Below are 23,611 nucleotides of genomic sequence, written 5' to 3'. Positions count from 1 at the left end.
GAACCGGGCCACCCGCCACGACGTCGGCAAGACAGTGAAACGCGCCGATTCGATCAAGGAACACCAAGCTTGGCGAGGATAAATCCCAAGCTCAGCCGGCGGCGGGGGTGCCGGGCTGGTCGTGGGTGGAGCAGTGGATGCCGCCGCCGCCGGAGGCGATCGCATCGATCTTGAGCGGGACGATGTCACGGCCCGGGAAGTGGTCCCGCAGGATCTGCTGGGCCCGGTCGTCGGCCGCCGGGTCGCCGAAGCGCGGCAGGAACAGCGACTTGTTGGCGACGTAGAAGTTGATGTACGAGGAGACGAAGGCGTCCCCGCGGCCGGTGATCCGGTCCGGGTCGGGCTGGGGCAGCTCGATCACCTCCAACGGCTTGCCGTCCGCGCCGGTGGCGTCCTTCAGCACCTCCTTCGCCTGGGCGGCGGAGCGCGACCAGACGTCGTCCGGCGCACCGGGGAACGGCTGGTCCAGCAGCACCACACCCGGCGCGGCGAACCGCACCAGACAGTCGACGTGGGCGTCGGTGATGTCCTGGTCCCGGACGCCGGCGAACCAGATCACCTTCGTCACGCCGAACGCCTGCTTCAGCTCGGCCTCGATCTGGTCCCGGGAGCGGCCGGGGTTGCGGCGCTCGTTGACCACCGAGCTCTCGGTGACCAGCAGGGTCCCGCGGCCGTCGGTCTCGAACGACCCGCCCTCGGCGACCAGCGGCGTGGTGATCCGTCCGAGGCCGTACCGGGCGAGCAGCGCGCCCGCCAGCGCGGTGTCGTTGCCGTGCTCCTTCTGCTTGTTGCCCCACCCGCTGAAGTTGAGGTCGACGCCCTTGACGGTGCCCGACTCCTCGACGAACACCGGCACGGTGTCGCGTGCCCACAGGTCGTCCACCGGCAGCGGCACCACCTCGACCTGGTCCCCGCAGGCGCGCTGGGCGGCGTCGGCCTGGGCGGGCCGGGCGAACATCACCACCGGCTCGTAGCCGCCGACCGCGCGGGCCAGCCCGGCGATGTCCTGCCGCACGTCCGGGAGTTGGCCGCCCCAGATGCCGGTCGAGGCCGGCCAGGACATGAAGGTCCGGGCGTGGCTCTCCCACTCGGCCCCGAACCGCCGCCCGGGTGCCGGGGCCTGACCGGCCGCCTGGTCGGCGGCCTCACCGGCCGGCGGGGACGCGGGCGCCGCGTCCTGCCCGTCCAGCGGCGAGCAGGCGACACCTCCCAGGGTCAGCAGGCCGGCACCGGCGGCGGCGCGCAGCACGGATCGGCGGGACGGGGAGAAACGGGACGGGGAGAAAGCTGTCACGACACACTCCGGTGGGACGGAAGGCGGGGGCGAGGAGGTTCGGCGGCCCGGACTACGGCAGGGGCTCGTGCATGGTCGAGCAGTGGATCCCGCCGCCGCCGGCCATCAGCCGGTCGACGTCGAGCTGCACGACCTGCCGGCCGGGGAAGGCCGCGGTCAGCGCGCGGTGCGCCGCGGCGTCCTTGACCTGGTCGCCGAAGTGCGCGGTGATCACCGCGCCGTTGACGAGGTGGAAGTTCAGGTAGGAGTCGACGAACTTCGGGTCGCGGGAACGGACGGTGTCCGGGCCGTCGACCCGGATGACCTGGAGCCGGCGGCCGCGGGCGTCGGTGGCGCGGGAGAGGATGTCGTACTGCTGGCGGGCGTCGCGCGCCCAGGCGTCGCCGCGGTCCTCCGGGGGCAGCTGCACCATCACCACACCGGGCCGCACGAACCGGGAGGTGACGTCGATGTGGTCGTCGGTGATGTCCTGGCCCTTGATCCCCGGCACCCAGATCATCCGGTCCGCGCCGTAGGCGTGCAGCACCGCGTCCTCGATCTCCGCGCGGCTCATGCCGCGGTTGCGGTTCTTGTTGACCAGGCTGCTCTCGGTGGCCATCACGGTGCCGTCGCCGTCCGTCTCGATCGCCCCGCCCTCGCCGACGAAGTCGGCCCTGGTGAAGCGGAGCCGGTTGCGGTCGGCGATGGTGCGGGCGACCTCGGCGTCGTCGGCGTGGGTCTGCTTGTTGCCCCAGCCGTTGAAGTTCAGCCCGACCGCGTCCAGGCCGCCGTAGCCGTCGCGCCGGAAGACCGGGGCGGTGTCGCGCATCCACAGGTCGTCGGTGGGGACGGCGTCGGTCACCGTGACCCAGGGCCCGCACCAGGCGCGGGCGTCGGCGGCGGTCGTGGCGTCCGGGGCGCACATCACCACCGGCTCGAACTGGGCGACGGTCCGCGCGATCAGGGCGATGTCCTGCTGCACCCCGGCGAGCTGGCGGCCCCAGACGGACTTGCGGGACGGCCACGACATCCAGGTCCGGGCGTGCGGTACGTCGTCCATCGGCACCCACCAGCGCGGGAGCCCGGCGGCGGCCGCCTGCGCGGGGGCGGTCACCGCTCCGAGGGCGAGGCCCGCCGCACCCGCGCCCGCCGCACCCAGCACGGACCGCCGCGAGGGGCGGGAGCCGAACAGGCGGTCGACGAAGGAGCTTCCTGCACTGCGGTGGTCGTTCATGGTGGCTCTCCCGATCAAGTATCGCGTACGGCGGGCGCGACGAGCGCGCCGGCGTGCTGCCCACTCTGACATTGACTGAAAATTCAGTCAAGAATCCGCCGACGGGTCGACCAGGGCCCTGACATGCGAAAGCCCCCACCGGACGGACGGCGGGGGCGGTTCGGGCCGGCGGCCCGGTGTTCCCGGGCTCAGCCGGCGAGCCGGGCCAGTTCGCTCTCGATCGCGCCCGCCATCAGCTCGCGGGCGTGGGCGAGCGGGAGGCTGCCGCTGAGCCAGCGCACGCTCAGGCCCTCCAGCAGGGCGGTCAGCCGCTCCGCGGAGCCGGCGAGCGCGGCGGCCCCGCTCATCGGTCGCACCTGGCCCAGCAGTTCGGCGACCTCCTGGACCCAGACCAGGGTGGCCCGGGCGAGGTCCTCGCGCAGCTCGGGCTCGAACACCGCGCTGGCCCGCAGCTCGCCCCAGGCCGTGCTGTTCTCCCGCACCTCGGGGGTGTCCTGGAACTCCAGCAGGAGGGTCTGCTCCAGCTCGCCCCGGGCGTCGAGCGGCTGCCCGTCGGGCGCACGCTCGGTGGTGTAGCGCTCCGCGCGGTCGCTGATGAACTCCATGGTGGCCCGCAGGATGCCCGTACGGTCCTTGAAGTGGTAGTAGATCAGCGCGGTGGAGACGCCCGCCTCGGCGGCCAGTTCCTCCACGCGCAGCCCGCGGACTCCGCGCCGGGCGATGACCCGCGCGGCCGCTTCCATGATCGAGGTTCTCCGGTCAGCCACGAGGCACCACCCTACCTGCGGACCCGGCCCGGACTGAACCCCTCGCCTGACTGAAATTCCAGTCGGCCTGGGTCGAGGCATGCCGCGCTCGAACGCCGGCCGGCCGGGAGCGCGGGGTGGGTCCCGCGCTCCCGGCCGGTGGCGCCGTGGCGCCGGTGGTCAGGCGGCGTGCTTCGCGAGGAAGCCGGTGATGAGCTGCTCCCACTCCTGCGGCCGTTCGACCATCGGCAGGTGGCCGGTGCGGATCTCCACGAGTTCGGCGCCGGGGATGCCGTCGGCGAGCTCGCGGTGCAGGCGGGTGGAGGTGAACCAGTCCTGGGTGGTGGAGATGACCAGGGTGGGCGCCTGGATGTGGGCCAGGTCGGCGCGGACGTCGGCCCGTGGGGCCAGCTCGGCGTGTTCGGGGGTGCCGGCGGCGATGCTGGCGGCGGTGAAGCCCACGGCCTGCCGGACCTGCTCGTCCGACATCGACTCCAGGGCGTCGGCGCCCACCGCCATCATCGTCAGGTACTCGGCCAGCAGCCCGGGGTCGGTCTCGGCCAGCTTCGCCCAGACCGCGGCCGCGAGGGCGAGCCGGTTGTCCCGGTACGGGAAGGTCGCGGTCAGCACCAGCGCGGTGACGCGCTCGGGGTGGCGCGCGGCGGCCCGGACCGCGACCGGCCCGCCGAGCGAGTAGCCGTGCACGGCGAAGGTGTCCAGGCCCTCCGCGACCGCGGCGGCCACGAGCTGGTCGGCCAGGTCGTCCAGCGCGAGCGGGGAGGTGGCGCGCGGGGTGTCACCGCTGCCCGGGTAGTCGATGCCGACGACGGTGCGGTGGGCGGCGAGCCCTTCGAGGATGGGGCCGTAGGTGCCGGCCACGCTGCTGCCGGCGCCGTGGGCCAGCGCCAGGCCGGGGCCGGAGCCGAGCACGGTGCGGGCGTAGGCGGCCTCGGGGAGGTGGGGTGCGGACATGGTGGTTCGTTCCTTCGGCGTTTGTCGGGTCGGGGGCCGGGGGCTCTCCGGTGGGGCGGCCGGCCGCGCACCGAGCGGGTGGCGGCGCTCTCCGGTCAGGGCAGCAGGATGACCTTGCCGCGGGCGCGGCGGGCCTCGATGTCGGCGTGGGCGCGGGCCGCGTCGGCGAGCGGGTAGCTCGCGCCGATCGGCACGTCGAGCTTCCCCGCGTCGGCGAGGGCCGCCAGCTCGGGCAGCGCCTGCTCGGCGCGCTCGGTCGGGCTGCCGGCGCTGAACCGGACGCCGTGCTCGGCGGCGGCCATGTCGGCGATGGTGATCACCCGGGCCGGATCGCCTGTCAGCGCGACGGAGTCGGCCAGCACGCCCGCACCCGAGGTGTCGAAGACACGGTCCACGCCCTGCGGCGCGACGGCCCTGACCCGGTCCGCCCACCCGTCGCCGTAGCGGACGGCGGTGGCGCCGAGCTCGGTGAGCTGCCGAAGGTCGGCCTCGGCGGCCGTGGTCACGACGGTGACGCCCCGGGCCACGGCGAGCTGGACGGCGATGATCCCGACGCTGCCGCCGCCACCGTGCACCAGCAGGGTCTCGCCCGGCTGCACACCCAGCTGCTGCAGGCCGCGGTAGGCGGTCTCGCCGACCGTGACCAGGGCGGCGGCGGTGTCGAAGGTGACGCCCGCCGGCTTGGCGACGGGCCGGCCGAGCAGGGCGTACTCGGCGTACCCGCCGCCCTGAGCGAGGCCGAAGACCTCGTCACCGGGCGCCGCACCGGCGTCCGGGCCCGCCGCCTCGACGACCCCGGCCACGTCCAGGCCCGGCCGCTCGGGGAAGCGGGCCGGCCGGGCGGCGGCCATCAGCCCGGAACGGATCTTCAGGTCGAGCGGGTTGACGGAGGCCGCCCGGACCTTGATCCGGACCTGGCCGGGCCCCGGCTCGGGGGTGTCGACCTCGGTCAGGGTGAGGACCTCGGGGCCGCCGTAGTTCGTGTAGGTGATCGCCTTGGACATCAGGAACTCCAGGTGAAAGAGGGAAGCGGGAGCGGGTGATCCACGTCACCAGCATGGGGTCACGGGGGCGGCTCGCCCCGGCGGCAGGCCGCAGGACCGGTCACCGGGCGGCCGGGCCGGCCAGCGGGGTCGGTCAGCCGGGTCGGTCAGCCGGCGAGCGCGGGATAGTCGGTGTACCCGCGGTGGTCGCCGCCGTAGAAGCCGGCCGGGTTCGGGGTGTTGAACGGGCCGCCCGCGGCCAGCCGGGCCGGCAGGTCGGGGTTGGCGAGGAACAGCGCGCCGTACGCGATCAGGTCGGCGGTGCCGTCCTCGATCAGCGCCAGGGCCTCGGGGCCGGTGGCGGCGGGGTGGGTGAAGGGGTTGAGGACGAACGCGCCGGGCCAGGCCTTGCGCAGCCGTCCGGTCAGGTCGCGGTCCGGGCCCTCCATCAGGTGCAGGTACGCCAGGTCGAGGCCGGCCAGCCGGTCGACCAGCGTTTCGTAGGTCTCGCCGGGGTTGTCCTCGGCGATGCCGTTGTACGGGTTGCCGGGCGAGATCCGCAGGCCGACCCGGTGGCCGCCGATCGCCTCCGCCACGGCCGTGGCGACGTCGACGGCGAACCGGATCCGGCCCTCGACGCCGCCGCCCCAGGCATCGGTGCGCCGGTTGGTGTTCGGGGCGAGGAACTGGTGGATCAGGTAGCCGTTGGCACCGTGGATCTCCACGCCGTCGAAGCCGGCCTCGACCGCGTTGCGGGCCGCGGCGGCGAAGTCGGCGACCGTCCGCCGGATCTCCGGCTCGGTCAGCTCCTTCGGCGTCACGTACTCCTTCGGCCCTTCGTGGGTGAAGACCCGGCCCTCGGCGGCCACCGCCGACGGCGCCACCGGCACCAGGCCGTCGGGCAGCAGGTCGGGGTGGCCGATCCGGCCGGTGTGCATCAGCTGCGCGAAGATCACGCCGCCCTCGCGGTGGACGGCGTCGGTCACCGTCCGCCAGGCCGCCACCTGGCCGGCCGTGTGCAGGCCGGGGGTGTCGGGGTAGCCCTGGCCGACCGGGGCGGGCTGGATGCCCTCGGTGACGATCAGGCCGGCGGTGGCGCGCTGGGCGTAGTAGGTGGCCATCAGCTCGGTGGGCTCGGCGGCGGGGCCGAACGCCCGGCTGCGGGTCATCGGCGCCATCACGAGGCGGCTGGCCAGGCGGCGTCCGCCGAGGACGATCGGGTCGAATGCGGTGGTCATGGTCGGGCCCTTCACGTGGAGGTGGACGGCGGCCGAGGCGCTCCCCCGGCCGGCCGGGTCGTGACGACCCGGCGAGTTACCTGTTCGAACAGTAAAACTCCGCGAGGCATTCCACAAACCGCCGAAGATCTTCGTCGGCCTCAGCGGCCAGTGCCGCGCAGCAGGCCACGGCCCGGCCGCTCGCGGCAGCCCGGCATGACGGACGGGTACGGAGGAGATATCCTGTTCGGGCAGGATTCAACGGGCAACGCGGGGACGCGGGACAGGAGCGGGGCAGACCATGGCGGAGTCCACAGCCGGCGGCGCGGAGCGCTGCCCGACCCCGGAGGGCGCCGCCATCGCGGTCCCCGCAGCCGCCGGCGGCGGGCCGATCAGCCACGCCATCTTCCGGGTGGCCCGCACCCACCGGATGATCGCCGGGCAGCTGCTGCGCCGGGTGGGCCTGCACCCCGGCCAGGAGCTGGTGATGATGCAGCTGTGGGAGCTCGGGCCGCAGCGGCAGGTCGACCTGGTCCGCCTGCTCGACTCCGACGCCGCCACCATGACCCGCACCATCCGGCGGCTGGAACACGCCGGCTTCGTCCGGCGGTCGGCGTGCGCCGACGACCGGCGGGCCTCACTGATCGAGGCCACCACCGCGAGCCTCGCGCTGCGCACCGAGGTCGAACAGCTCTGGCAGCAGTTGGAGGCGGCCACGGTCGGCGACAGCACCGAGGCCGAACAGGCCGCCGTGCTGCACGGCCTGGAAGGCATCGAACGGCGGCTGGTCCGCGCCGCGGCCCGGCTCGACACCTGACGGCACGGCCCGCCGAGCACCGCCGGGCACCGGCGGACGGCGGCGGGCGAGCCGCAGGCGGCGACGGACGGCAGCGACGGACGACGGCGGGCGCCGCGCTACCGGCCGGTGGCCGGCTCGGGCGCGGTGCGCGGCCAGGGGCGGCGCTGTTCGAGTACGGCCGCCAGCGCCAGCAGCCGGTCCTCGCCGCCGGGCGGAGCCACCAGCTGCACCGAGCGGGGCAGGCCGCGTCCGGCGGCCGGCCCGGGCACCGGCAGCACCAGGGCCGGCCAGCGGGCCAGGTTCCAGGGATGGCTGAACGGCGCGTAGCGGATGTTGGAGAGCACGTTGGCCGTCCAGCTCCGGGTGTGCCAGGTGTGCGCGGGCGGCGCGGGGTGGGCGAGGGCCGGGGTCACCAGCACGTCGTGGTCGGCGAAGAACCGTTCCAGCAGGCCCTGCCAGCGGGTCCGCTGGGTGGTGCGGACCAGCCCCGCACGGCGGACCGCCCGGCCGAGCGCGGCGTGCCGGCGGGTCCGGGGCGCGAGCAGCGCCGGGTCGAGTTCCGCGGCGTCGTCGGCCGTCCCCGCCAGCCAGCGGGCCACCGAAGCGGCGCCGAGCCAGGACGGGTAGCGCAATTCGTCGGCGGCGACCCGGTGGCCGGCGGCGGCGAGGTGGCGGCCGGTGTCGTGGACGGCGGCCGCGCAGGCGGCGTCCACCGGCAGGCCGGGCGCGGTGGCACGGGTGGCGAGGGCGACGCGGAGCCCGCTCTCGGTCGGACGCGGGCCCGGCGCGCGGCCGGCCAGCACGTCGAACAGCAGGGCCGCGTCGGCGGCGCTGGTGGCGATCGGCCCGTTCTCGCTCATCCCGGACCAGCCGTCGACCCCGAGCCCGGCCGGGATCACGCCCTCGCCGGGCTTGAGGCCGACCAGCCCGCAGTTGGCGGAGGGGATCCGGATCGATCCCATGCCGTCGTTGCCGAGCGCGATCGGCACCATGCCCGCGGCGACGGCAGCGGCGCTGCCGCCGGAGGAGCCACCGGCGCTGCGGGAGAGGTCCCAGGGGTTGCGGGTGGTGCCGTACACGCTGTCGGTGGTGCCGAAGATGCAGAGCTCGGGGACGGCGCTGAGCCCGACCACCACCGCGCCGGCCGCGCGCAGCCGGCGGACGGTCTCGTGGTCGGCCGCGGCCGGGGCGGCGGGGGTGGCGGCCGAGCCGTTGCGGGTCGTCTCGCCCGCGACGGCCAGATTGTCCTTGACCGCGACCGGGACGCCCGCCAGCGGGAGGGTCGTGAGGTCGGCGCGGGCGGCCACGGCGTCGGCCTCGCGCAGCGCGTCGGCGGCCCGCACCCGGCGGAACGCGCCGATCCGCGGGTCGAGGACGTCGATCCTGGCCAGGTGTTCGGCGACCACCGCACGGGGCGTCACCTCGCCGCGCCGGACCGCCTCGGCGATCTCCGTGGCCGTCCGCCCGGTCCAGCCCGTCATCGCCGCTCCCCCGCCTTGATCGGAATCCCGGCCGTCAAGATAGCCAGCGGTGCGTGCGCGGACAAGAGCGCGGGGCGACGGCGGGTGACGGCACCCCGGGTCGGAGGGTGGGTCAGATGGCCGGGTGCGGCTCCTCGGCGTGCTCGGGGACGATCCGGTGCAGGCCCTTGCGGTCGTAGTAGGTGGTCATCGCGAAGCCGAAGATCAGCGCGGCCACCACGCCGACGCCGATCATCATCCAGGCCCGGGTCAGCCCGGCGTCGGCCCGGGCGTCGAAGTACAGGATCGACCGGACGCCGTCGGTGAGTTGGCGCATCGGCTCGAACCAGGAGAGCACCCGGTAGAAGCTCGGGAGCGCTTGCAGCGGGACGGTCGCGCCCGAGGACGGCAGCGAGAGGGCGATGAAGACGAACATGCTGATCAGCTGCCCGATCCCGCCGAAGGCCGCCAGCAGTGCCTGCACGCCGAGCCCGACGGCGGCGGTGGCGCAGACCGAGAAGACCCAGAGCAGCGGCAGGTGGGAGGCGTCCATCCCGAGGATCCCGACGCAGGCCAGCATGATCAGACTGGACGTCAGGAGGGCCAGCACCACCGACATGGTGCTGGTGACCGCGAGGGTGTGGGTCCGGGTGATCGGCACGGTCGGCAGCTGGGTGCGCATCGGGCCGAGCTCGCTGGCCGCGTAGCCGAGCGAGACGTCCACCCCGTTGGCGATCAGGTTGCCGCCGAGGAAGCCGGCGAGCACCAGCAGCAGGGTGTAGTAGAAGGCCGTCAGTCCGAGTCCGCTGTGAGTGCCGATCGGGTGGCCGACCGCCGTCTCGATGGTCGCCGGGTCGGCCACCTGGAGGCGGGCGGCGTTGCTGGCCGCCGCGCCCTGCTGGGGCAGTTGGGCGGTGAGGGTGCGGCCGAGGTCCAGCGAGGCGGCGTGCGCGGCCGCCTGGGCGATCGAGGTGGCGAGCGAGGAGGCCAGGCTGCCGGCCCCGGGGTTGGTGAGGATGGTCATGGTCGGGCGCTGCGCCTGCTGCTGCCCGGTGGCGCCGAGCGAGGCGACCGCCGCGGTGAAGCCGGGACGGACCACCAGGACGGCGTAGAGCTTGCCGGAGGCCAGGCTCTCCTGGGCGGCGGACTCGTCCAGCTGCCGCCAGGAGATCTGGCCCTTCGGATCGGGGGCGGCGGCGATCCCGCCGGTGATCCGGGAGCCGAGGTTGGTCGGCTGACCGGCCACCACCGCGCCCTCGTCCGCGTTGACCAGGCCGATCGGCAGTCGGTGCAGGTCGCCGCGCGGATCGAGGATGCCGCCCATGTACACCAGCGACAGCAGCAGCGAGACCAGCCCGAGCAGGACGGTGGGGAGCACCCAGATCCTCGGGTTCCGCAGGACCTGGCGGGCGCTGGCCATCCGGCCGGCGGGCGCGGGGGCGGGGGCCGGGGTGCCCCCGGAGCCGTTCGCGGGGTCGTTGGCGGGGTCGTTCGCGGGGTCGTTCGTTGGCATGGCTCTCCCGGGGTGACGGCTGCCGCTTCGGGGGCAAATTATCCGAAGGGCGACATTCCGCCCCGGCGCCTCGCCCACCGGGCCGCCGGTCGGCCGCCATCGGCCGCCGCCGGGCGGGCGGTGGCCGTGCCCGGAGTGGCGGAGCCGGGCGGGCCGCGGGCGGTCCTGGATACTGCCGCGCATGGACAAGCAACCACGGGCACCCCGGCCGCACCGCCCCGGCGGCCACCACGGCACCCCCGGATCGGGGGGAGCAAGGTGAGCGGCGGGACGCTGGTGCGGCTGGACGGCACGGTCGCCGACCGTGGCCAACCGCTGCTGCGCGCCGACGACCTGGGCGCGCTGCGCGGCGACGGGGTGTTCGAGGCGCTGATCGTGGTCAACGGCCGGCCCTGGCACCTGGACGAGCACCTGGCCCGGCTGGAGCGCTCCGCCGCCACGCTCGGCCTGCGCGCACCCGACGCGGGGGTCTGGCGGCGCTGCCTGGACACCGCGATCGCGCAGCACGGCGCGGCCGGTGAGGCCTACGCGCGGCTGGTGCTGACCCGTGGTCCGGAGGACGGCAGCGGCCCCGAAACCGGCTACCTGCTGCTGGACGAGGTCCCGGGCTCCACCCTGCAGGCCCGGGCGGAGGGGGTCCGGGTGATCACCCTCGCCCGGGGCCTGGTGGCGGCGCCGCCCGAGCGGGCGCCCTGGCTGCTGGCGGGCGCCAAGACGCTCTCGTACGCGGTCAACATGGCCGCGCAGCGCTGGGCGCGCCAGCACGACGCGGACGAGGTGGTGTTCCTCGCCGCGGACGGCACGGTGCTGGAGGCGCCGACCGCCGCGGTCGTGGTGGCGCGCGGCCGTACGCTGCTCAGCCCGGGCCCGGAGCTGGGCATCCTGCCGAGCATCGCGCTGGCCGGGCTGTTCGCGGCGGCCGGGCGGGCCGGCTGGGAGTGCCGCCACGCCGGGCTGACCACCGAGGACCTGCGGACGGCGGACGGCCTGTGGCTGGTCTCCAGCGTCCGGCTGGCCGCCCGGGTGCGCAGCCTGGACGGGCTGGTCCGGGCGCCCGGCCCGTACGACGAGGAGATCGCGGCGCTGGCACGGGTCACCGACGCGGATGCCGTGCCCTGCTGAGCCCTGGTCGGGCCGCCGGGATCAGGCGCTCCGGCGGCGCCACCGGCGGACGCCGACCGCCGTGCCGCCCGCGGCCAGCAGGACGGCGACGCCGCCCGTGACGGCCCAGGCCGTGCCGTGGGAGGCGTCGGCGGCCGGCTCGGTGGCGGCGAGGGCGAGCGGGGCCGGGGAGCCGGACGGGCTCGCGGCCGGGGTCGGCGTGGCCGTCGTGGCCGCGGCGGGCTCGGCCGTGGGGGTGGGCGTCGGGGACGGTTCGGCGGGGGTGGCGCTCGGTGCGGTGGCGGCCGGGTCCGCGGTCGGGCTCGCCGTGGCGGTGGGGCGGGGCCTGGTGGGGCTCGGGGTGGCGGGCTTGGGCGAGGTGGGCTTCGCGGGGGCGGGCTGCGGGTCGGCGGCGTTGCCCTGGGTCTGGATCGTGGACAGGCCCACCGAGCCGAGCAGTTGGCTGCACGGGGCGGCGGAGTCGAGGTACACGTTGGGGCGGTAGGCGGTCAGCGGGCCGTCGGCGGGCACCGTGACGGTGAGTTCGAGGCGGTGGGTGCCGGGGCCGATCGGCGGGAGGGTCTGCGGCGGGCTCATCCAGTAGGCGTCCCCCACCTGCCCGCGCTCCGCGTGCAGCCCGGTGCCGTGCCAGCCGCCGCCGTCGATCCGCCAGGACACCCCGGGGGCCTGGCCGCCGGCCGGGCTGGTGCTGAGCTGCACGCGCAGCGTCGCTCCCTCGGGCAGGGCGGCGCCGGTGCGCAGCGAGGCGGAGACCACGCCGGAGTGTCCGCGCTGGACGTTCACGGTGTCGCGGTCGCCCGAGGCGGTGATGCTGCCGGCGCCCTGGCAGCCGCCGACGGGTGTGTCGGCGGCGGCGGTCGCGGCGGGTGCGGCGGCCAGCGCGGCCAGGACGGCGACGGGTAGGACAGTACGCAGCCGGGGCACGGGTCTCTCCTGGGTCCAGCACTCCTGCGACCAGGCGAACGCATGATCGACGCGGCATCGTACACCGGCCCGGGGGGGTGCTCTGCGGGCGCTGCCCCGGATGCCGGTCCGCCGCCCCGCGGGGGCGGGGCGGCGGAGGGTTTCGGAGGGTCAGGTTCGGGAGATCAGGCTCAGCAGGTCAGGCTCAGAAGGTCAGGTTCCAGCTGTCGATCCGTCCGGTGTCCTGGGCGGCGATGTCGCGGACCCTGAGCTTCCAGGTGCCGTTCGCGGCCTCGGCCGAGGCGTTCACCGTGTAGGTCTTGGTGACGTCGTCGGTGCTGTCGCTGTCGGGGAAGTCCTCCAGGAGGATGACGGTGCCGTCCGGGGCGACCAGCGAGAGCACCAGGTCGCCGCGGTAGGTGTGCTTGACCGCGACGCCGACCTTGAGGGTGGCGGGGGCGTTGCCGCTCACGCCGGTGACGGTGATCGGGCTCTCCACCGTGCTGTTGTCGGCGATGGCGACGTCGGTGGGGTTCTCGAAGTAGCGGCCGGTGGGCGGGGTGCTGCCGCCGACCGCCTTCAGCGCGTCGACCTGGCCCTCGCCGAAGAAGGCGTTGTCGGCCGTGGTTCCGGTGCAGCGGCTGTCGGCGGGGCAGGCGGTGTCGGTGGCGTCGGTGGCGAGCCGGGCCCGGATGTCGGCCGGGGTGAAGGCGGGGTTGGCGCTGGCGATCAGCGCCGCCACGCCGGTGACGTGCGGGGAGGCCATCGACGTGCCGCTCTTGGTGCCGTACTTGCCGCCGGGCAGGGTGGAGTAGACGCCGTCGGCGCCGTCCCCTCCGGGGGCGGCCACGTCGATGACGTTGCGGCCGAAGTTGGAGTACGAGGCGCGGACGCTGCCGTTGCCCATCGCGGCGACCGTGACCACGCCCGGCAGTTCGGTCGGGATGTCCATGCAGGCGTTGCTGATGGTGCGGGTGGTGGCGGTGGAGTCGTTGGGGCTGGCGGAGTCGGTGGTCTTGTTCGCCAGGTCGTAGTTGGCGTTGCCCGCGGCGGCGACCTGCAGGGACCCCTTGCCCTCGGCGTAGGCCTGGGCGCGCCGGACGCCCTCGATGATGGCGGCCTGGTCCACGTCGTTCGGGCAGTTGAAGGCCCACGGGTCGGTGTAGTAGCTGTTGTTGGTCACCTTGAAGCCGTGGTCGCCGGCCCACATGAAGCCGCAGACGGTGTTCTCGGCGAAGAACAGCGTGCTGCCCGGCTCGGCGATGCGGACCGAGGCGATCTTGACGCCGGGTGCCACGCCGACCACGCCCTTGCCGTTCCTGGCGGCCGCGACGGTGCCCGCGACGTGGGTGCCGTGGGTGTCGACGTCGCGCCAGGCGCCGGTCCGGGTGTCGGCCCTGCCGTAGGCGCAGGAGACCGAGTCGGCGGCGTCGAAGTTGGGTGCCAGGTCCTGGTGCTGGTCGTCGACGCCGGTGTCGAGGATGCCGACCTTGACGGTGGGCGAGCCGGTGGTGACGGCCCAGGCCTGGTCGGCCTTGATCCGGGTCATGTCCCAACGGGCGGTCTCGGTGAGGGTGGTGGCGGCCTGCGCGGGGTTGGCGGGCAGGGCCGGGTTGTCGGCGTCGGCCGGTACGTCGGAGGTGCGGGTGGCGCCGACCTGCTGGATGCCGGGGACGGTCCGCACGGCGGCGGCGAAGCCGGCCGCGGCGGAGTGCGCCACCACCACGCCGATCGGGTCGTAGGAGGCGAACACAGTGCCGCCGTTGGCGGTGACCGCCGTCCGCGCGGCGGCGGTGTCGGCCGGGGCCGCGATCACCAGGTAGGCGCGGGTGCCGGCGGCCCCGACCGCCGGGGCGGCGGCGGGTGCCGCGGCGGCAGCCGGTACGGCGGGCACCGACAGGGCGGCCGCCAGGGTGAGGGCCGCGCCGGCAACGACCGAACGGGCCAGCCGACTTGCTATGTGGGGAGTCAATACGTCCTCCGGAGACCGTGGCGCCGCTGGCGCCAGTCGCGCCCATGACAAAAGGGGGTGGCCGCAAGATGTCAGATCCGCACCCCGACGCGGAAGACCCCGGGCATTACAACTTCTTTGCCTTTCTTTTCACCGTATTGACGCCGCGTCCACTTCTCGGCCGCATGCGGCCCGGCCGGGCGGGGAGCCGTCGGACTGTTACGGAGCCGGCCGGTGACCGTTACACGACCGGCGGTCCGCCGCGAAGCGCGCTTCCTAGCGTGTGCAACGTCAACCAGCGGCCACCGGGCCGCAGGTGACGAACAACCGGAGGAATCCCCATGTCAGCTACCACGTCCGTCCGCCGTACGGTGCGGTTCGCGCTGGTCTCGGCCGGCGCCGCCGCCGCGTTCGCGCTGCCCGGCGCCGTCGCGTTCGCCGACGGCCCGGCGCCCGTCCCCGCCTCGCCGTCCGCCCGCCCGACGGCCGTCCCGAGCGTCGCACCGAGCGCCTCTCCGACCCGTCCGGCGCCCGCGCCGACCGAGGCCGCCGGGAGCGCCCAGGTCCGCACCGTGCCCAAGGGCGGTGCGCAGACCGGTGAGGCGGAGGCAGGCGGCAGCTCCACCGTCGCGGTGCTGCTCGGCACCGGGCTGGCCGTGGCCGGCGCGGCCGGGGCCGGCCTGCTCGTCGTCCGGCGCCGTGCCGGCGCACGCTCCTAGTCCGCACCGCCGCGGCCGGCGCTCCCGTTGGGCGCCGGCCGTGGCGGCCGGACTGCTGATCGCCGGCGGTGCGACGCTGGTGGCCGGGCGGTCGCCGGACCCCGCGCCGGTGCGGATCGCCGCGGCCGGGCCCGCCGGCCAGGTCGGTACCGGCGCGCCGCCGTCCACCGCACCGACGGGCACCGTCGCCCAGCTCCCGCTCTCGCCGCCGGTCCGGCTGCTGATCCCCCGGATCGGCGTGGACGCGCCGGTGCAGGGCGTCGGCCTCAACCCGGACGGCACCGTGGAGGTGCCGCCGCTGGAGCGGCCCGAGGAGGTCGGCTGGTACCGCGAGGGTCCGGCGCCCGGCCAGGTCGGGCCCGCGGTGCTGCTCGGGCACTACGACACCCGCAAGGGCCCGGCGGTGTTCAACCGGCTGCCGGGGCTGCGCCCGGGCGACCGGATCGACATCCGGCGCGAGGACGGCGGCACGGTCTCCTACCAGGTGCGCGAGCTGCGCCAGTTCGCCAAGAACGCCTTCCCGACCGAGCTGGTGTACGGCGACACCGCGGGGCCGCAGCTGCGGCTGATCACCTGCGGCGGCACGCTGGCCGGCAACGGCCACTACACCGACAACATCATCGTCCTCGCCGACCCGCTGCCGCCGGGCCGCTGACCGACCGTCCGCCACCCCGCCCCCGGGGTGGCGGACGCTCCGACGCGGTGGGGCAGACTGGCGGCTCCCCGCCCGCTCCCGAAAGGCACCGTCCGACGTGAGGACCTGGCCCATCCGCGCCGCCCTGCTGCGGTGCGTCCTGCTCGGGCTGCTGGCCGTCGCGGCAGCCACCGGCTGCCAGGCGGCCGGCGGTCTGGACGACGCCGGGCCGACCCGGCCGATCCAGGCCCACCCGAGCCCGCAGCCGCTCTGGCCGGCCGCCGAGAGCGCCGCCCCGCCGTCCCCGCAGGCCGTGGCCGACCAGCGGGCGCCCGTCCCGCTGCCCGGCCTCGCGGTCACCGCGCTCGGCCAGGTCGACGCCCGTACGGTGCTCGGCAAGGACCCCGACCTCACCCCGGGCGAGCGGGCCGCGCTCGACGGCGGCTGCCCCGGCTGCGTGATCCAGCCCGCCCAGTACCGCGACCTCAACGGGGACGGCAGCCCCGAACTGCTGACCGCCGTGGTGACGGGCGCCGGTTCCGGCTCCGGGCGGGCCGTGCTGCACGTCTACACCCAGCACGGCCAGGAGGTGCTGCCGGTGCTAACCCTGGCCGCGCTGCCGGGCTTCACCGCCGAGACCGTCGGCCAGGACCTGGTCGTCCACGAGCCCACCGGCCCGCTCGCCGAGACCAGCAGCACCTACCGCTGGGACGCCGTCCGGATGGCCTTCGTCGACCGGCGGATCAAGGCCACCGGCCCGGCCGCCGACGCCCCCGGCTGCCCGACGGACGGGTCGAGCGCGCCCGAGGAGGCCTCGCCGCGGCCCGAGCCGTCGATCGGCTCGGCCCCGGCCCCGGACACCCGATCGACCCGACCGACCGCCCGGCCCACCGCGCCCCGGCCCGTCCCGACGAGGACCTGATGACCACTCCCGTACCCGGCGCCCCGCGCATCCTGCTGGTCGAGGACGACGAGGTGATCCGCGAGGCCACCCAACTCGCCCTGGAACGCTACGGCTTCCCGGTCGAGACCGCGGGCGACGGTCTGGAGGGCCTGGAGCGGTTCCGGGCCGCGCCGCCCGACCTGCTGCTGCTCGACGTGATGCTGCCGCTGCTCGACGGGGTCGGCCTGTGCCGGCGGATCCGCGAGGAGAGCCAGCTGCCGATCCTGATGATGTCGGCCCGCACCGAGCCGATCGACGTGATCTCCGGGCTGGAGGCGGGCGCCGACGACTACGTGGTCAAGCCGTTCGAGACCGCCGTGCTGGTCGCCCGGATCCGGACCGTGCTGCGCCGCACCGGACTCGGGCCCACGGCCGCCGCCCCCGCCGCGGCCGCCCTCGGCCCGGCGCACTCCGTCCGGGTGATCGACGACCTGGAGGTGGACACCGACGCGATGGAGGTCCGGGTGGCCGGCCGGCCGGTGCCGCTCACCCCGACCGAGCTGCGGCTGCTGCTGGAGTTCACCGCGGCGCCGGGCGTGCTGATGGAACGCCAGACCCTGCTGGAGCGGGTCTGGGACTACTCCTGGGGAGCCGACAGCCGGGTGGTGGACGTGCACGTCCAGCGGCTGCGGGCGAAGATCGGCGCCGGCCGGATCGAGACCGTCCGGGGCTTCGGCTACAAGCTGCGGCGCACGTCATGACGCTGCGCCGCCAGATCGCCGCCGTGATCGCGCTGGTGTCCTGCCTGGTCGCGCTCACCGTGGGGATCCTGGTCCACCAGGCCTCGGTGCGCCAGCACACCGAACAGGCCCGCAAGTCCGCCACCGCCGCCCTCGACACGGTGCTCACCGGGTACGACGCCACCGGGGAGCTGGTGACCGGCTGGCACGCCGCGGCCGACGACCCGGCCGTACCGCCGGAGCTGCGCCGGCTGGCCGAACGCGGCCGGCAGGGCTCGATGCTCGGCCCCGGGCCGCGCGGCACCGCGATGTGGGCCGCCGCCGGCGCCAACGGCCGGGTGCTCTCGGTGCGGATGGACTACGCCGAGGACGAGCGGGCGATCGCCGACCTGGACCGCGCGGTGCAGGTCTCGGCCGCACTGTCGGTCCTGGTCACCGTGCTCGCCGGGGTGCTGGCCGCCGACCGGATCAGCAGCCGGCTGCGGACCGCCGCCCGCACCGCCCGCACCATCGCCCGGGGCGATCTGGACGCCCGGATCGGGCCGCTCGGCCGGGCCCGCGACGAGGTCGCCGAACTGGCCGCCGCGGTCGACTCGATGTCCGCCGTGCTGCGCAGCAAGCTCGCCAGCGAGCAGCGGTTCACCGCCGACGTGGCGCACGAGCTGCGCACACCGCTGACCGGCCTGCTGACCGCCTCCGAGCTGCTCCCGCCGGGCCGGCCGACCGAGCTGGTCCGCAACCGGGTGCGCGCCCTGTGCGGGCTGACCGAGGACCTGCTGGAGGTGTCCCGGCTGGACGCCCGCGCCGAGACCCCGGAACTCGCCGACCTGCCGCTCGGCCCGCTGCTGGCCCGGATCGTGGCCGCCACCGGGACGGAGGTCGAGCTGCGGGTCGACACCGACGCGGTCGTCACCACCGATCCGCGCCGGCTCGACCGGATCGTCGCCAACCTGGTCGCCAACGCCCAGCGGCACGGCCGCCCGCCCCTGCTGGTACGGGTCGAGGGCGCCACCGTGACGGTCCGCGACCACGGGCCCGGCTACCCCGAGGAGGTGCTGCGCGACGGCCCGCAGCGCTTCCGCACCGGCGCCCGCGAACGCGGCCACGGACACGGCCTCGGGCTGACCATCGCCCAGGGCCACGCCGAGGCGGTCGGCATCGACCTCCGGCTGGCCAACCACCCGGGCGGCGGCGCGTACGCGCGCCTGGTCATCCCCGGGCCCGGCGACCGGCCGACCGCCACCGCCGCACGCTGAGGGCGTGCACCGGCGGCGCGTGCACCAGCGCGGCGTGCACCAGCAGGCCGAGAGCCGCCCCGGCCGCGTACCAGCCCAGATCGGGCGGGTTGAAGGTGGAGCCGAGGACCAGCCGGGCGATCCCGCTGCGCGCGGACAACTCGGCCGGGATGCCGGTCAGTTGGAAGAATTCCACGGCCCAGCCGGCGGCCAGCGCCAGCCCGGCGGCTGCGGCCGGCCGCAGCCGCGGCACGGCCAGCACGACGAGGGTCTGCAGCAGCACGGTGTAGAGCAGATCACCGGCCGGCTTCGCCCACTCCCCCACCGGCGCGGCCCGGACGAGCAGCCCGGCCGCCACCGTCGCCGCGGCGGCCGCGCCGGCGAGCACCCGGGTCCGGCCGGGCCCGCCGGGTGGTCGTCGATCCGTCACCCGCCCACCCTACGGACCCGCCCACCGCCGCCCCGGGCGGGGGCCAGCAGGTCCCGCTCGGTCACACATCGCGGCGGCGGACCAGCAGCACCGCGACGGCGACCGAGACCAGCGGCCAGAGCAGGTAGACGGCCCAGGAGCCGGCGACCGTGGGCGGGTACCCGAGGGTGCCGGAGGTGTCCCAGTTCTGCGCGAGTCGTCCCCAGGCGGTGGTCACCATCGCGTTCCGCAGGTCGGCGGACCAGCGCGTGCCGGAGGAGAGCATCGTCGGCAGCATCAGCAGGGTGAAGGCGACGGCCGCCACCGTGGCCCCGCCGTGCCGGATCAGGGCGCCGAGCCCCAGACCGGTGAGGGCCGCGACCGGGGCGACCAGGGTGGCGGCCACCAGCGCCCGTGCCACCCCCGGGTGGGTGAACCCGACCCCCGCGTGCTGCCCGTCCAGGACGGCCTGCGACGCGAAGAAGGAGCCGGTGGCGACGACCGCCCCGAGCACCGTCCAGAGCGCGGCGAGCACCACCGCCTTGGCGAGGACGACCGCGCCGCGGGCCGGGACGGCCACCGTGGTGGTGCGGATCAGGCCGCTGCCGTACTCGCCCGTGAGGCTGACCGCGCCGACGCCGCCGGCGACCAGCACCAGGGTCAGGCAGCCGGCCGGCGGGAAGGCCGTGAAGGGCAGGAAGCCCTGGGGCGGCCGGGCGCCGGGGGCGGGGTGCGCGAGTTCCCGGACGTCCGCCACCGCCGCGACCACCGCGCAGCCGATCACGAACAGCGTGGTCAGCGCGAGCGTCCAGGGGGTGGAGCGCAGCGAGCGGATCTTGATCCACTCGGCGGCGACCAGGTCGCCGAACCGGGCCGGGGTACGGAGTGCGGGCGCCGTGCCGGTCCTGGGTGATGCGGTGGACAGCGGGGTCCTCATCGGGGTCCTCCTGACGGGTATTCGACGCGGTCGGCGGTGAGCTCCATGAACGCCTCCTCCAGGGAGGCCGGTCGGGCAGCGAGTTCGTGCAGCAGGACGCGGTGTTCCAGGGCGAGCGCGCCGATCCGCTCGACCGGCAGCCCGGTCACCAGCAGCGCCCCGGCGGCGCCCGCGCCGGCATCCGCCGGGGTCTGCGGCACGACGGCGGCCCCCGCGGCGGTGAGCAGCGGCGCCAGCCGGTCGGCCTGCGGGGTGCGGACCAGGACGGCCGAGCGGGTGCCGCGTGCGGCGAAGCTGCGGACCGGTTCGGCGGCGACCAGCCGGCCCCGGCCGATCACCACCAGCTGGTCGGCGGTGTGCTCCATCTCCGCCATCAGGTGGCTGGAGAGCAGGACGGTCCGGCCCTCGGCCGCGAGGGAGCGGAACAGGCCGCGCACCCAGCGCACGCCCTCCGGGTCCATCCCGTTGACCGGCTCGTCGAAGAGCAGTACGGGCGGGTCGCCGAGCAGGGCGGCGGCGATGCCCAGGCGCTGCTTCATGCCGAGCGAGAACCCGCCGATCCGCCGCCGGGCCGCCTCGGCGAGCCCGACCTCGGCGAGCACCTGGGCCACCCGCCGCTGCGGCAGGCCGTTGCTGCGGGCCAGCGCGGACAGGTGGGCGGTGGCGGTGCGCCCGCCGTGCACCTGGGTGGCGTCGAGCAGGGCACCGACGTGGCGCAGCCCGCGCGGGTGGCGGTGGAAGGGGACGCCGCTGACGGTGGCGGTGCCGCCGGTGGGCGCGTCCAGGCCGAGGATCAGCCGCATCGTGGTGCTCTTGCCGGCGCCGTTGGGCCCGAGGAAGCCGGTGACCTCGCCGGGCCGGACGGTGAAGGAGAGCCGGTCGACGGCGGTCCTGGCGCCGAAGCGCTTGCTGAGTTCGTTGACTTCGATCACGGTGTCGAGCCTGCCGGGCGCACCGGTTCGGGTCATGGGGCCGTGGGCGGCAGTTCGGGGTCGGGGTGCGCCTCGGGGCGTACGCCCGGGGGCGGATGCGGTGCGGCGACCCGGCCGTTTAGGGTCGCACCATGAATCCCACCCCGCCTGCGCCCGGCAGGACGACGGCCTGGACCGGGGCCGTGCTCTACGCGCTGACGCTGGGTCTGCTGGTCGGCGGCGGGCCGCGGGCCTCGGACTCCGTGCACGCTCTCGCCGCCCTGCTCGCCACCGGCCTGCTGGTGCCGCTGGTCCGGCGGGCGCCGCGGGCCGCGCTGGTGCTGACCGCGCTCGGGCCGGCGCTGCTGGTGCCGGCGACCGGTGGCGTCGGGCCGGGGCAGTTCCTGGCCTTCCTGGGGATGGACGTGGTGCTGGGCGTGCTGGTCGCCGTCCGGCCCTGGCGTGCCTCGGTGGCCGTCGTGGCGCCCTCGGTCGCGTTGCAGGTGGGGGTGGTTGCCGGGTTCAGCCATGGGCCGGACGAGCTGACCGGGTCGGTGGTGGTCGCCGTGCTCGCGATGGTCACGGCAGCGTCGCTCGGGCTGCTGGCCCGTGAGCGGCGCGAGCACGCGGCCGAGCTGCGCTCCCGCGCGGTCGCCGACGCGGTGACCGCCGAACGGCTGCGGATCGCGAGGGAGTTGCACGACATGGTGGCGCACAGCATCGGAATCGTCGCGATCCAGGCGGGGGTGGGCAGCCGGGTCATCGAGACCCAGCCCGCCGAGGCCCGTGCGGCGTTGCGGGCGATCGAGGCGACCAGCCGGGAGACCCTGGCGGGGCTGCGGCGGACGCTGGTGGCGCTGCGCCGGGCGGAGCCGGAGGGCGGGTCGGCGGCGGAGCCGGTGCCGCTCGGCCCGCAGCCCGGTCTCGCGGACCTGGCGCGGCTGGCGGAGGTGACGGCGGAGGCCGGGGTGCGGGTCGAGCTCCGGACGGTCGGCGAGCCCGGCCCGCTGGCGGCCGACCTGGAGCTGGCCGCGTACCGGATCGTGCAGGAGGCGGTGACCAACGTGGTCCGCCACGCGGGCACCGACCACTGCCTGGTGACGGTGCGGCACGAGGAGGGGCAGCTGGTGGTGGAGGTGCTCGACGACGGGCGCGGGACGGCGGCCGCCGGGCCCGGCCGCGGCTTCGGCCTGACCGGGATGCGGGAGCGGGTCGATCTGCTGCACGGCGAGTTCGGCGCGGGCCCGCGCCCCGGCGGCGGCTTCCGGGTGACGGCCCGGCTGCCGCTGCCGGTGTCCGGCTCGGGGACGGCCGCGCTGCACGGGGCGGGGGCGGAGGTCCGGTGACGGTGCGGGTGCTGCTCGCCGACGACCAGCCGCTGGTGCGGTCGGGACTGCGGGTGCTGATGGCGGACACGCCGGACCTGGTGGTGGTGGGTGAGGCCGCGAACGGCGCGGAGGCGGTCCGGCTGGCCGCCGGAACCGGGCCGGACGTGGTGGTGATGGACATCCGGATGCCGGGGATGGACGGGATCGAGGCCACCCGGCGGATCACCGCCGCCGGCGGGGCGGCCCGGGTGCTGATCCTGACCACCTTCGACGAGGACGAGCACGTGCACGCGGCGCTGCGGGCCGGTGCGAGCGGCTTCGCGGTCAAGGACATGGCGCTCGAGGACATCCTGGCGGCGGTCCGGGTGGTCGCCGCCGGCGATGCGCTGATCGCGCCCGGGGTGACCCGCCGCCTGATCGCGGAGTTCGTCCGGACCCCGCCCCGGCCGGAGGCGCGGGTGGCGCATCCCGTCGACGGCGTCACCGAGCGGGAGCGCGAGGTGCTGGTCCTGGTCGGGCGCGGGCGCTCGAACGGCGAGATCGCCGAGGAGCTGTTCATCACGGTGGCCACCGCCAAGTCCCATGTGGCGCGGCTGCTCAGCAAACTTGGGGCCCGGGACCGGGTCCAGCTGGTGATCATCGCGTACGAGCTGGGGCTGGTGCGGGCCTAGCGAGGGCCTGGACCGGCGGGCGGGCGGGCAGTGGGCGACGGGCGGATCTGGGAGACTGGGCGGTCGGGGCGGCGCACCGAGCAGCGGCGGCGCCGGCGGCACACGGGAGAATGCGCGTCTTGTCCGAGAACCATCGGCCCGCGGGGGCAGCGTCCGGCGGCCTGGAGCTGCTGAGGTCCGACTGCGGGAACTGCTTCGGCCTGTGCTGCGTGGCGCTGGCCTTCACCGCCTCCTCGGACTTCGCGATCGACAAGGACGCCGGGACGACGTGTCCCAACCTCCAGCAGGACTACCGCTGCGGGATCCACACCCGGCTGCGGCCGAGCGGCTTCCAGGGCTGCACGGGGTACGACTGCTTCGGCGCGGGCCAGCGGGTCTCCCAGCAGACCTTCGGCGGGCACAGCTGGCGCGAGGACGCGGGTACGGCGCAGCAGATGTTCCGGGTGCAGCCGGTGATGCGGCAGCTGCACGAGCTGCTCTGGTACCTGAACCAGGCGCTGGCGCTGCCCGCCGCCCGGCCGGTGCACCGGGAGGTGCGCAACCTGCTGGCGCACACCGAGCAGTTGGCCGGGCTGGAGCCGGAGGCGTTGCTGGAGCTGGACGTGGCGGCCCACCGGGGGGTGGTCAACCAGGTGCTGCTGAAGGTCAGCGAGCTGGTGCGGGCCGGCTTCCCGCAGCGGCGCAAGGACCGTCGCGGGGCCGACCTGGTCGGCGCCCGGTTGAAGGGCGCCGACCTGCGGGGGGCGAACCTGCGCGGCGCGTACCTGATCGGTGCGGACCTGCGCGGGGCCGATCTGCGCTCGGCCGACCTGATCGGGGCCGACCTGCGCGACGCCGATCTGCGCGGGGCGGACCTGCGCGGGAGCGTCTTCCTCACCCAGGGGCAGCTCAACACCGCGAAGGGCGACGCCTCGACCGGGCTGCCCGGGGAGCTGGCCCGGCCGTCACACTGGTAGTGCCCCGGCGGGCAT

At 75.7% G+C, this 23,611-nt stretch carries 23 protein-coding genes; 10 read left to right on the top strand and 13 right to left on the bottom strand.

All coding sequences use genetic code 11. The annotated features are described in order from the left end of the window. Window positions 1-91 precede the first annotated feature (91 nt). The 6 genes from ABT014_RS23090 to ABT014_RS23065 all read right to left on the bottom strand — a co-directional run bounded on the left by ABT014_RS23090 (window position 92) and on the right by ABT014_RS23065 (window position 6,446). Window positions 92-1,294 (bottom strand): agmatine deiminase family protein, encoded by a 1,203-nt coding sequence (locus ABT014_RS23090; RefSeq protein WP_350640918.1) that lies wholly within the window; start codon window positions 1,292-1,294, stop codon window positions 92-94. A 52-nt stretch (window positions 1,295-1,346) separates the two neighbouring features. Beyond that, complete coding sequence (locus tag ABT014_RS23085) at window positions 1,347-2,507, bottom strand: agmatine deiminase family protein (protein WP_350640917.1); 1,161 nt, start codon at window positions 2,505-2,507, stop codon at window positions 1,347-1,349. 188 nt (window positions 2,508-2,695) lie between these two features. After that, on the bottom strand, window positions 2,696-3,250 hold the full coding sequence (locus ABT014_RS23080; protein ID WP_502895074.1) for a TetR/AcrR family transcriptional regulator: 555 nt from the start codon (window positions 3,248-3,250) through the stop codon (window positions 2,696-2,698). A gap of 183 nt (window positions 3,251-3,433) precedes the next feature. Next, window positions 3,434-4,225: an alpha/beta fold hydrolase gene (locus ABT014_RS23075; protein WP_350640915.1), complete on the bottom strand. Its 792-nt coding sequence runs from the start codon at window positions 4,223-4,225 to the stop codon at window positions 3,434-3,436. Window positions 4,226-4,320: 95 nt separating this feature from the next. Further along, window positions 4,321-5,229 carry an NADP-dependent oxidoreductase gene (locus tag ABT014_RS23070; RefSeq protein WP_350640914.1) on the bottom strand — a complete coding sequence of 303 codons (909 nt, stop codon included), beginning with the start codon at window positions 5,227-5,229 and terminating at the stop codon, window positions 4,321-4,323. Between the two features lie 146 nt (window positions 5,230-5,375). Beyond that, on the bottom strand, window positions 5,376-6,446 hold the full coding sequence (locus tag ABT014_RS23065) for an alkene reductase (protein WP_350640913.1): 1,071 nt from the start codon (window positions 6,444-6,446) through the stop codon (window positions 5,376-5,378). 280 nt (window positions 6,447-6,726) lie between these two features. On the opposite strand from ABT014_RS23065, the gene ABT014_RS23060 reads away from it, so the two are divergent. Further along, window positions 6,727-7,242 (top strand): MarR family winged helix-turn-helix transcriptional regulator, encoded by a 516-nt coding sequence (locus tag ABT014_RS23060; RefSeq protein WP_350640912.1) that lies wholly within the window; start codon window positions 6,727-6,729, stop codon window positions 7,240-7,242. A gap of 98 nt (window positions 7,243-7,340) precedes the next feature. On the opposite strand, the gene ABT014_RS23055 is transcribed toward ABT014_RS23060, so the two are convergent. Both ABT014_RS23055 and ABT014_RS23050 read right to left on the bottom strand, forming a co-directional pair. Then, window positions 7,341-8,705, bottom strand: a complete 1,365-nt coding sequence (locus ABT014_RS23055) for an amidase (RefSeq protein WP_350640911.1) — start codon at window positions 8,703-8,705, stop codon at window positions 7,341-7,343. Window positions 8,706-8,817: 112 nt separating this feature from the next. Next, window positions 8,818-10,104 (bottom strand): YhgE/Pip domain-containing protein, encoded by a 1,287-nt coding sequence (locus ABT014_RS23050; RefSeq protein ID WP_502895073.1) that lies wholly within the window; start codon window positions 10,102-10,104, stop codon window positions 8,818-8,820. Between the two features lie 351 nt (window positions 10,105-10,455). On the opposite strand from ABT014_RS23050, the gene ABT014_RS23045 reads away from it, so the two are divergent. After that, on the top strand, window positions 10,456-11,319 hold the full coding sequence (locus ABT014_RS23045) for an aminodeoxychorismate lyase (RefSeq protein ID WP_350640909.1): 864 nt from the start codon (window positions 10,456-10,458) through the stop codon (window positions 11,317-11,319). Window positions 11,320-11,340: 21 nt separating this feature from the next. Here ABT014_RS23045 and ABT014_RS23040 read toward each other — a convergent pair whose 3' ends face one another. Together ABT014_RS23040 and ABT014_RS23035 are read right to left on the bottom strand one after the other, a co-directional pair. Further along, window positions 11,341-12,243 carry a hypothetical protein gene (locus ABT014_RS23040; protein WP_350640908.1) on the bottom strand — a complete coding sequence of 301 codons (903 nt, stop codon included), beginning with the start codon at window positions 12,241-12,243 and terminating at the stop codon, window positions 11,341-11,343. A gap of 184 nt (window positions 12,244-12,427) precedes the next feature. Further along, entirely contained in the window at window positions 12,428-14,194 is a 1,767-nt protein-coding gene (locus ABT014_RS23035) for a S8 family peptidase (RefSeq protein ID WP_502895071.1), read from the bottom strand. Between the two features lie 320 nt (window positions 14,195-14,514). Here ABT014_RS23035 and ABT014_RS23030 point away from each other — a divergent pair, with 320 nt between their 5' ends. The 5 genes from ABT014_RS23030 to ABT014_RS23010 all read left to right on the top strand — a co-directional run bounded on the left by ABT014_RS23030 (window position 14,515) and on the right by ABT014_RS23010 (window position 18,405). Further along, on the top strand, window positions 14,515-14,892 hold the full coding sequence (locus tag ABT014_RS23030; protein WP_350640907.1) for a sortase-dependent protein: 378 nt from the start codon (window positions 14,515-14,517) through the stop codon (window positions 14,890-14,892). Window positions 14,893-14,932: 40 nt separating this feature from the next. After that, on the top strand, window positions 14,933-15,547 hold the full coding sequence (locus ABT014_RS23025; RefSeq protein WP_350640906.1) for a class F sortase: 615 nt from the start codon (window positions 14,933-14,935) through the stop codon (window positions 15,545-15,547). A 97-nt stretch (window positions 15,548-15,644) separates the two neighbouring features. Next, complete coding sequence (locus tag ABT014_RS23020) at window positions 15,645-16,448, top strand: hypothetical protein (RefSeq protein ID WP_350640904.1); 804 nt, start codon at window positions 15,645-15,647, stop codon at window positions 16,446-16,448. After that, window positions 16,448-17,170 (top strand): two-component system response regulator CseB, encoded by a 723-nt coding sequence (gene cseB, locus ABT014_RS23015; RefSeq protein WP_350640903.1) that lies wholly within the window; start codon window positions 16,448-16,450, stop codon window positions 17,168-17,170. Before ABT014_RS23020 ends, cseB begins: the two co-directional genes overlap by 1 nt. Then, window positions 17,167-18,405, top strand: a complete 1,239-nt coding sequence (locus ABT014_RS23010; RefSeq protein WP_350640902.1) for a sensor histidine kinase — start codon at window positions 17,167-17,169, stop codon at window positions 18,403-18,405. The genes cseB and ABT014_RS23010 overlap by 4 nt, the downstream gene beginning before the upstream one ends. Here the strand turns inward: ABT014_RS23010 and ABT014_RS23005 are convergent. The 3 genes from ABT014_RS23005 to ABT014_RS22995 all read right to left on the bottom strand — a co-directional run bounded on the left by ABT014_RS23005 (window position 18,359) and on the right by ABT014_RS22995 (window position 20,662). Then, the gene (locus ABT014_RS23005) at window positions 18,359-18,814 is read right to left on the bottom strand and encodes a ribosomal maturation YjgA family protein (RefSeq protein ID WP_350640901.1); all 456 of its coding nucleotides are present in this window, start codon (window positions 18,812-18,814) and stop codon (window positions 18,359-18,361) included. The genes ABT014_RS23010 and ABT014_RS23005 overlap by 47 nt on opposite strands. Window positions 18,815-18,875: 61 nt before the next feature. After that, window positions 18,876-19,730: an ABC transporter permease gene (locus ABT014_RS23000; RefSeq protein WP_350640900.1), complete on the bottom strand. Its 855-nt coding sequence runs from the start codon at window positions 19,728-19,730 to the stop codon at window positions 18,876-18,878. Continuing rightward, window positions 19,727-20,662 carry an ABC transporter ATP-binding protein gene (locus ABT014_RS22995; protein WP_350640899.1) on the bottom strand — a complete coding sequence of 312 codons (936 nt, stop codon included), beginning with the start codon at window positions 20,660-20,662 and terminating at the stop codon, window positions 19,727-19,729. Before ABT014_RS22995 ends, ABT014_RS23000 begins: the two co-directional genes overlap by 4 nt. Before the next feature lie 131 nt (window positions 20,663-20,793). On the opposite strand from ABT014_RS22995, the gene ABT014_RS22990 reads away from it, so the two are divergent. From ABT014_RS22990 to ABT014_RS22980, 3 genes are all read left to right on the top strand, one after another. Beyond that, entirely contained in the window at window positions 20,794-21,987 is a 1,194-nt protein-coding gene (locus tag ABT014_RS22990; RefSeq protein ID WP_350640898.1) for a sensor histidine kinase, read from the top strand. After that, complete coding sequence (locus tag ABT014_RS22985; protein WP_350640897.1) at window positions 21,984-22,640, top strand: response regulator; 657 nt, start codon at window positions 21,984-21,986, stop codon at window positions 22,638-22,640. Before ABT014_RS22990 ends, ABT014_RS22985 begins: the two co-directional genes overlap by 4 nt. A 110-nt stretch (window positions 22,641-22,750) precedes the next feature. Further along, the gene (locus tag ABT014_RS22980; protein WP_350640896.1) at window positions 22,751-23,596 is read left to right on the top strand and encodes a pentapeptide repeat-containing protein; all 846 of its coding nucleotides are present in this window, start codon (window positions 22,751-22,753) and stop codon (window positions 23,594-23,596) included. Window positions 23,597-23,611 lie beyond the last annotated feature (15 nt).

It is taken from the genome of Kitasatospora sp. NPDC094015, assembly GCF_040304075.1.
Classification (GTDB): Bacteria; Actinomycetota; Actinomycetes; order Streptomycetales; family Streptomycetaceae; genus Kitasatospora.
This window is presented reverse-complemented; position numbering and strand designations above follow the sequence as displayed.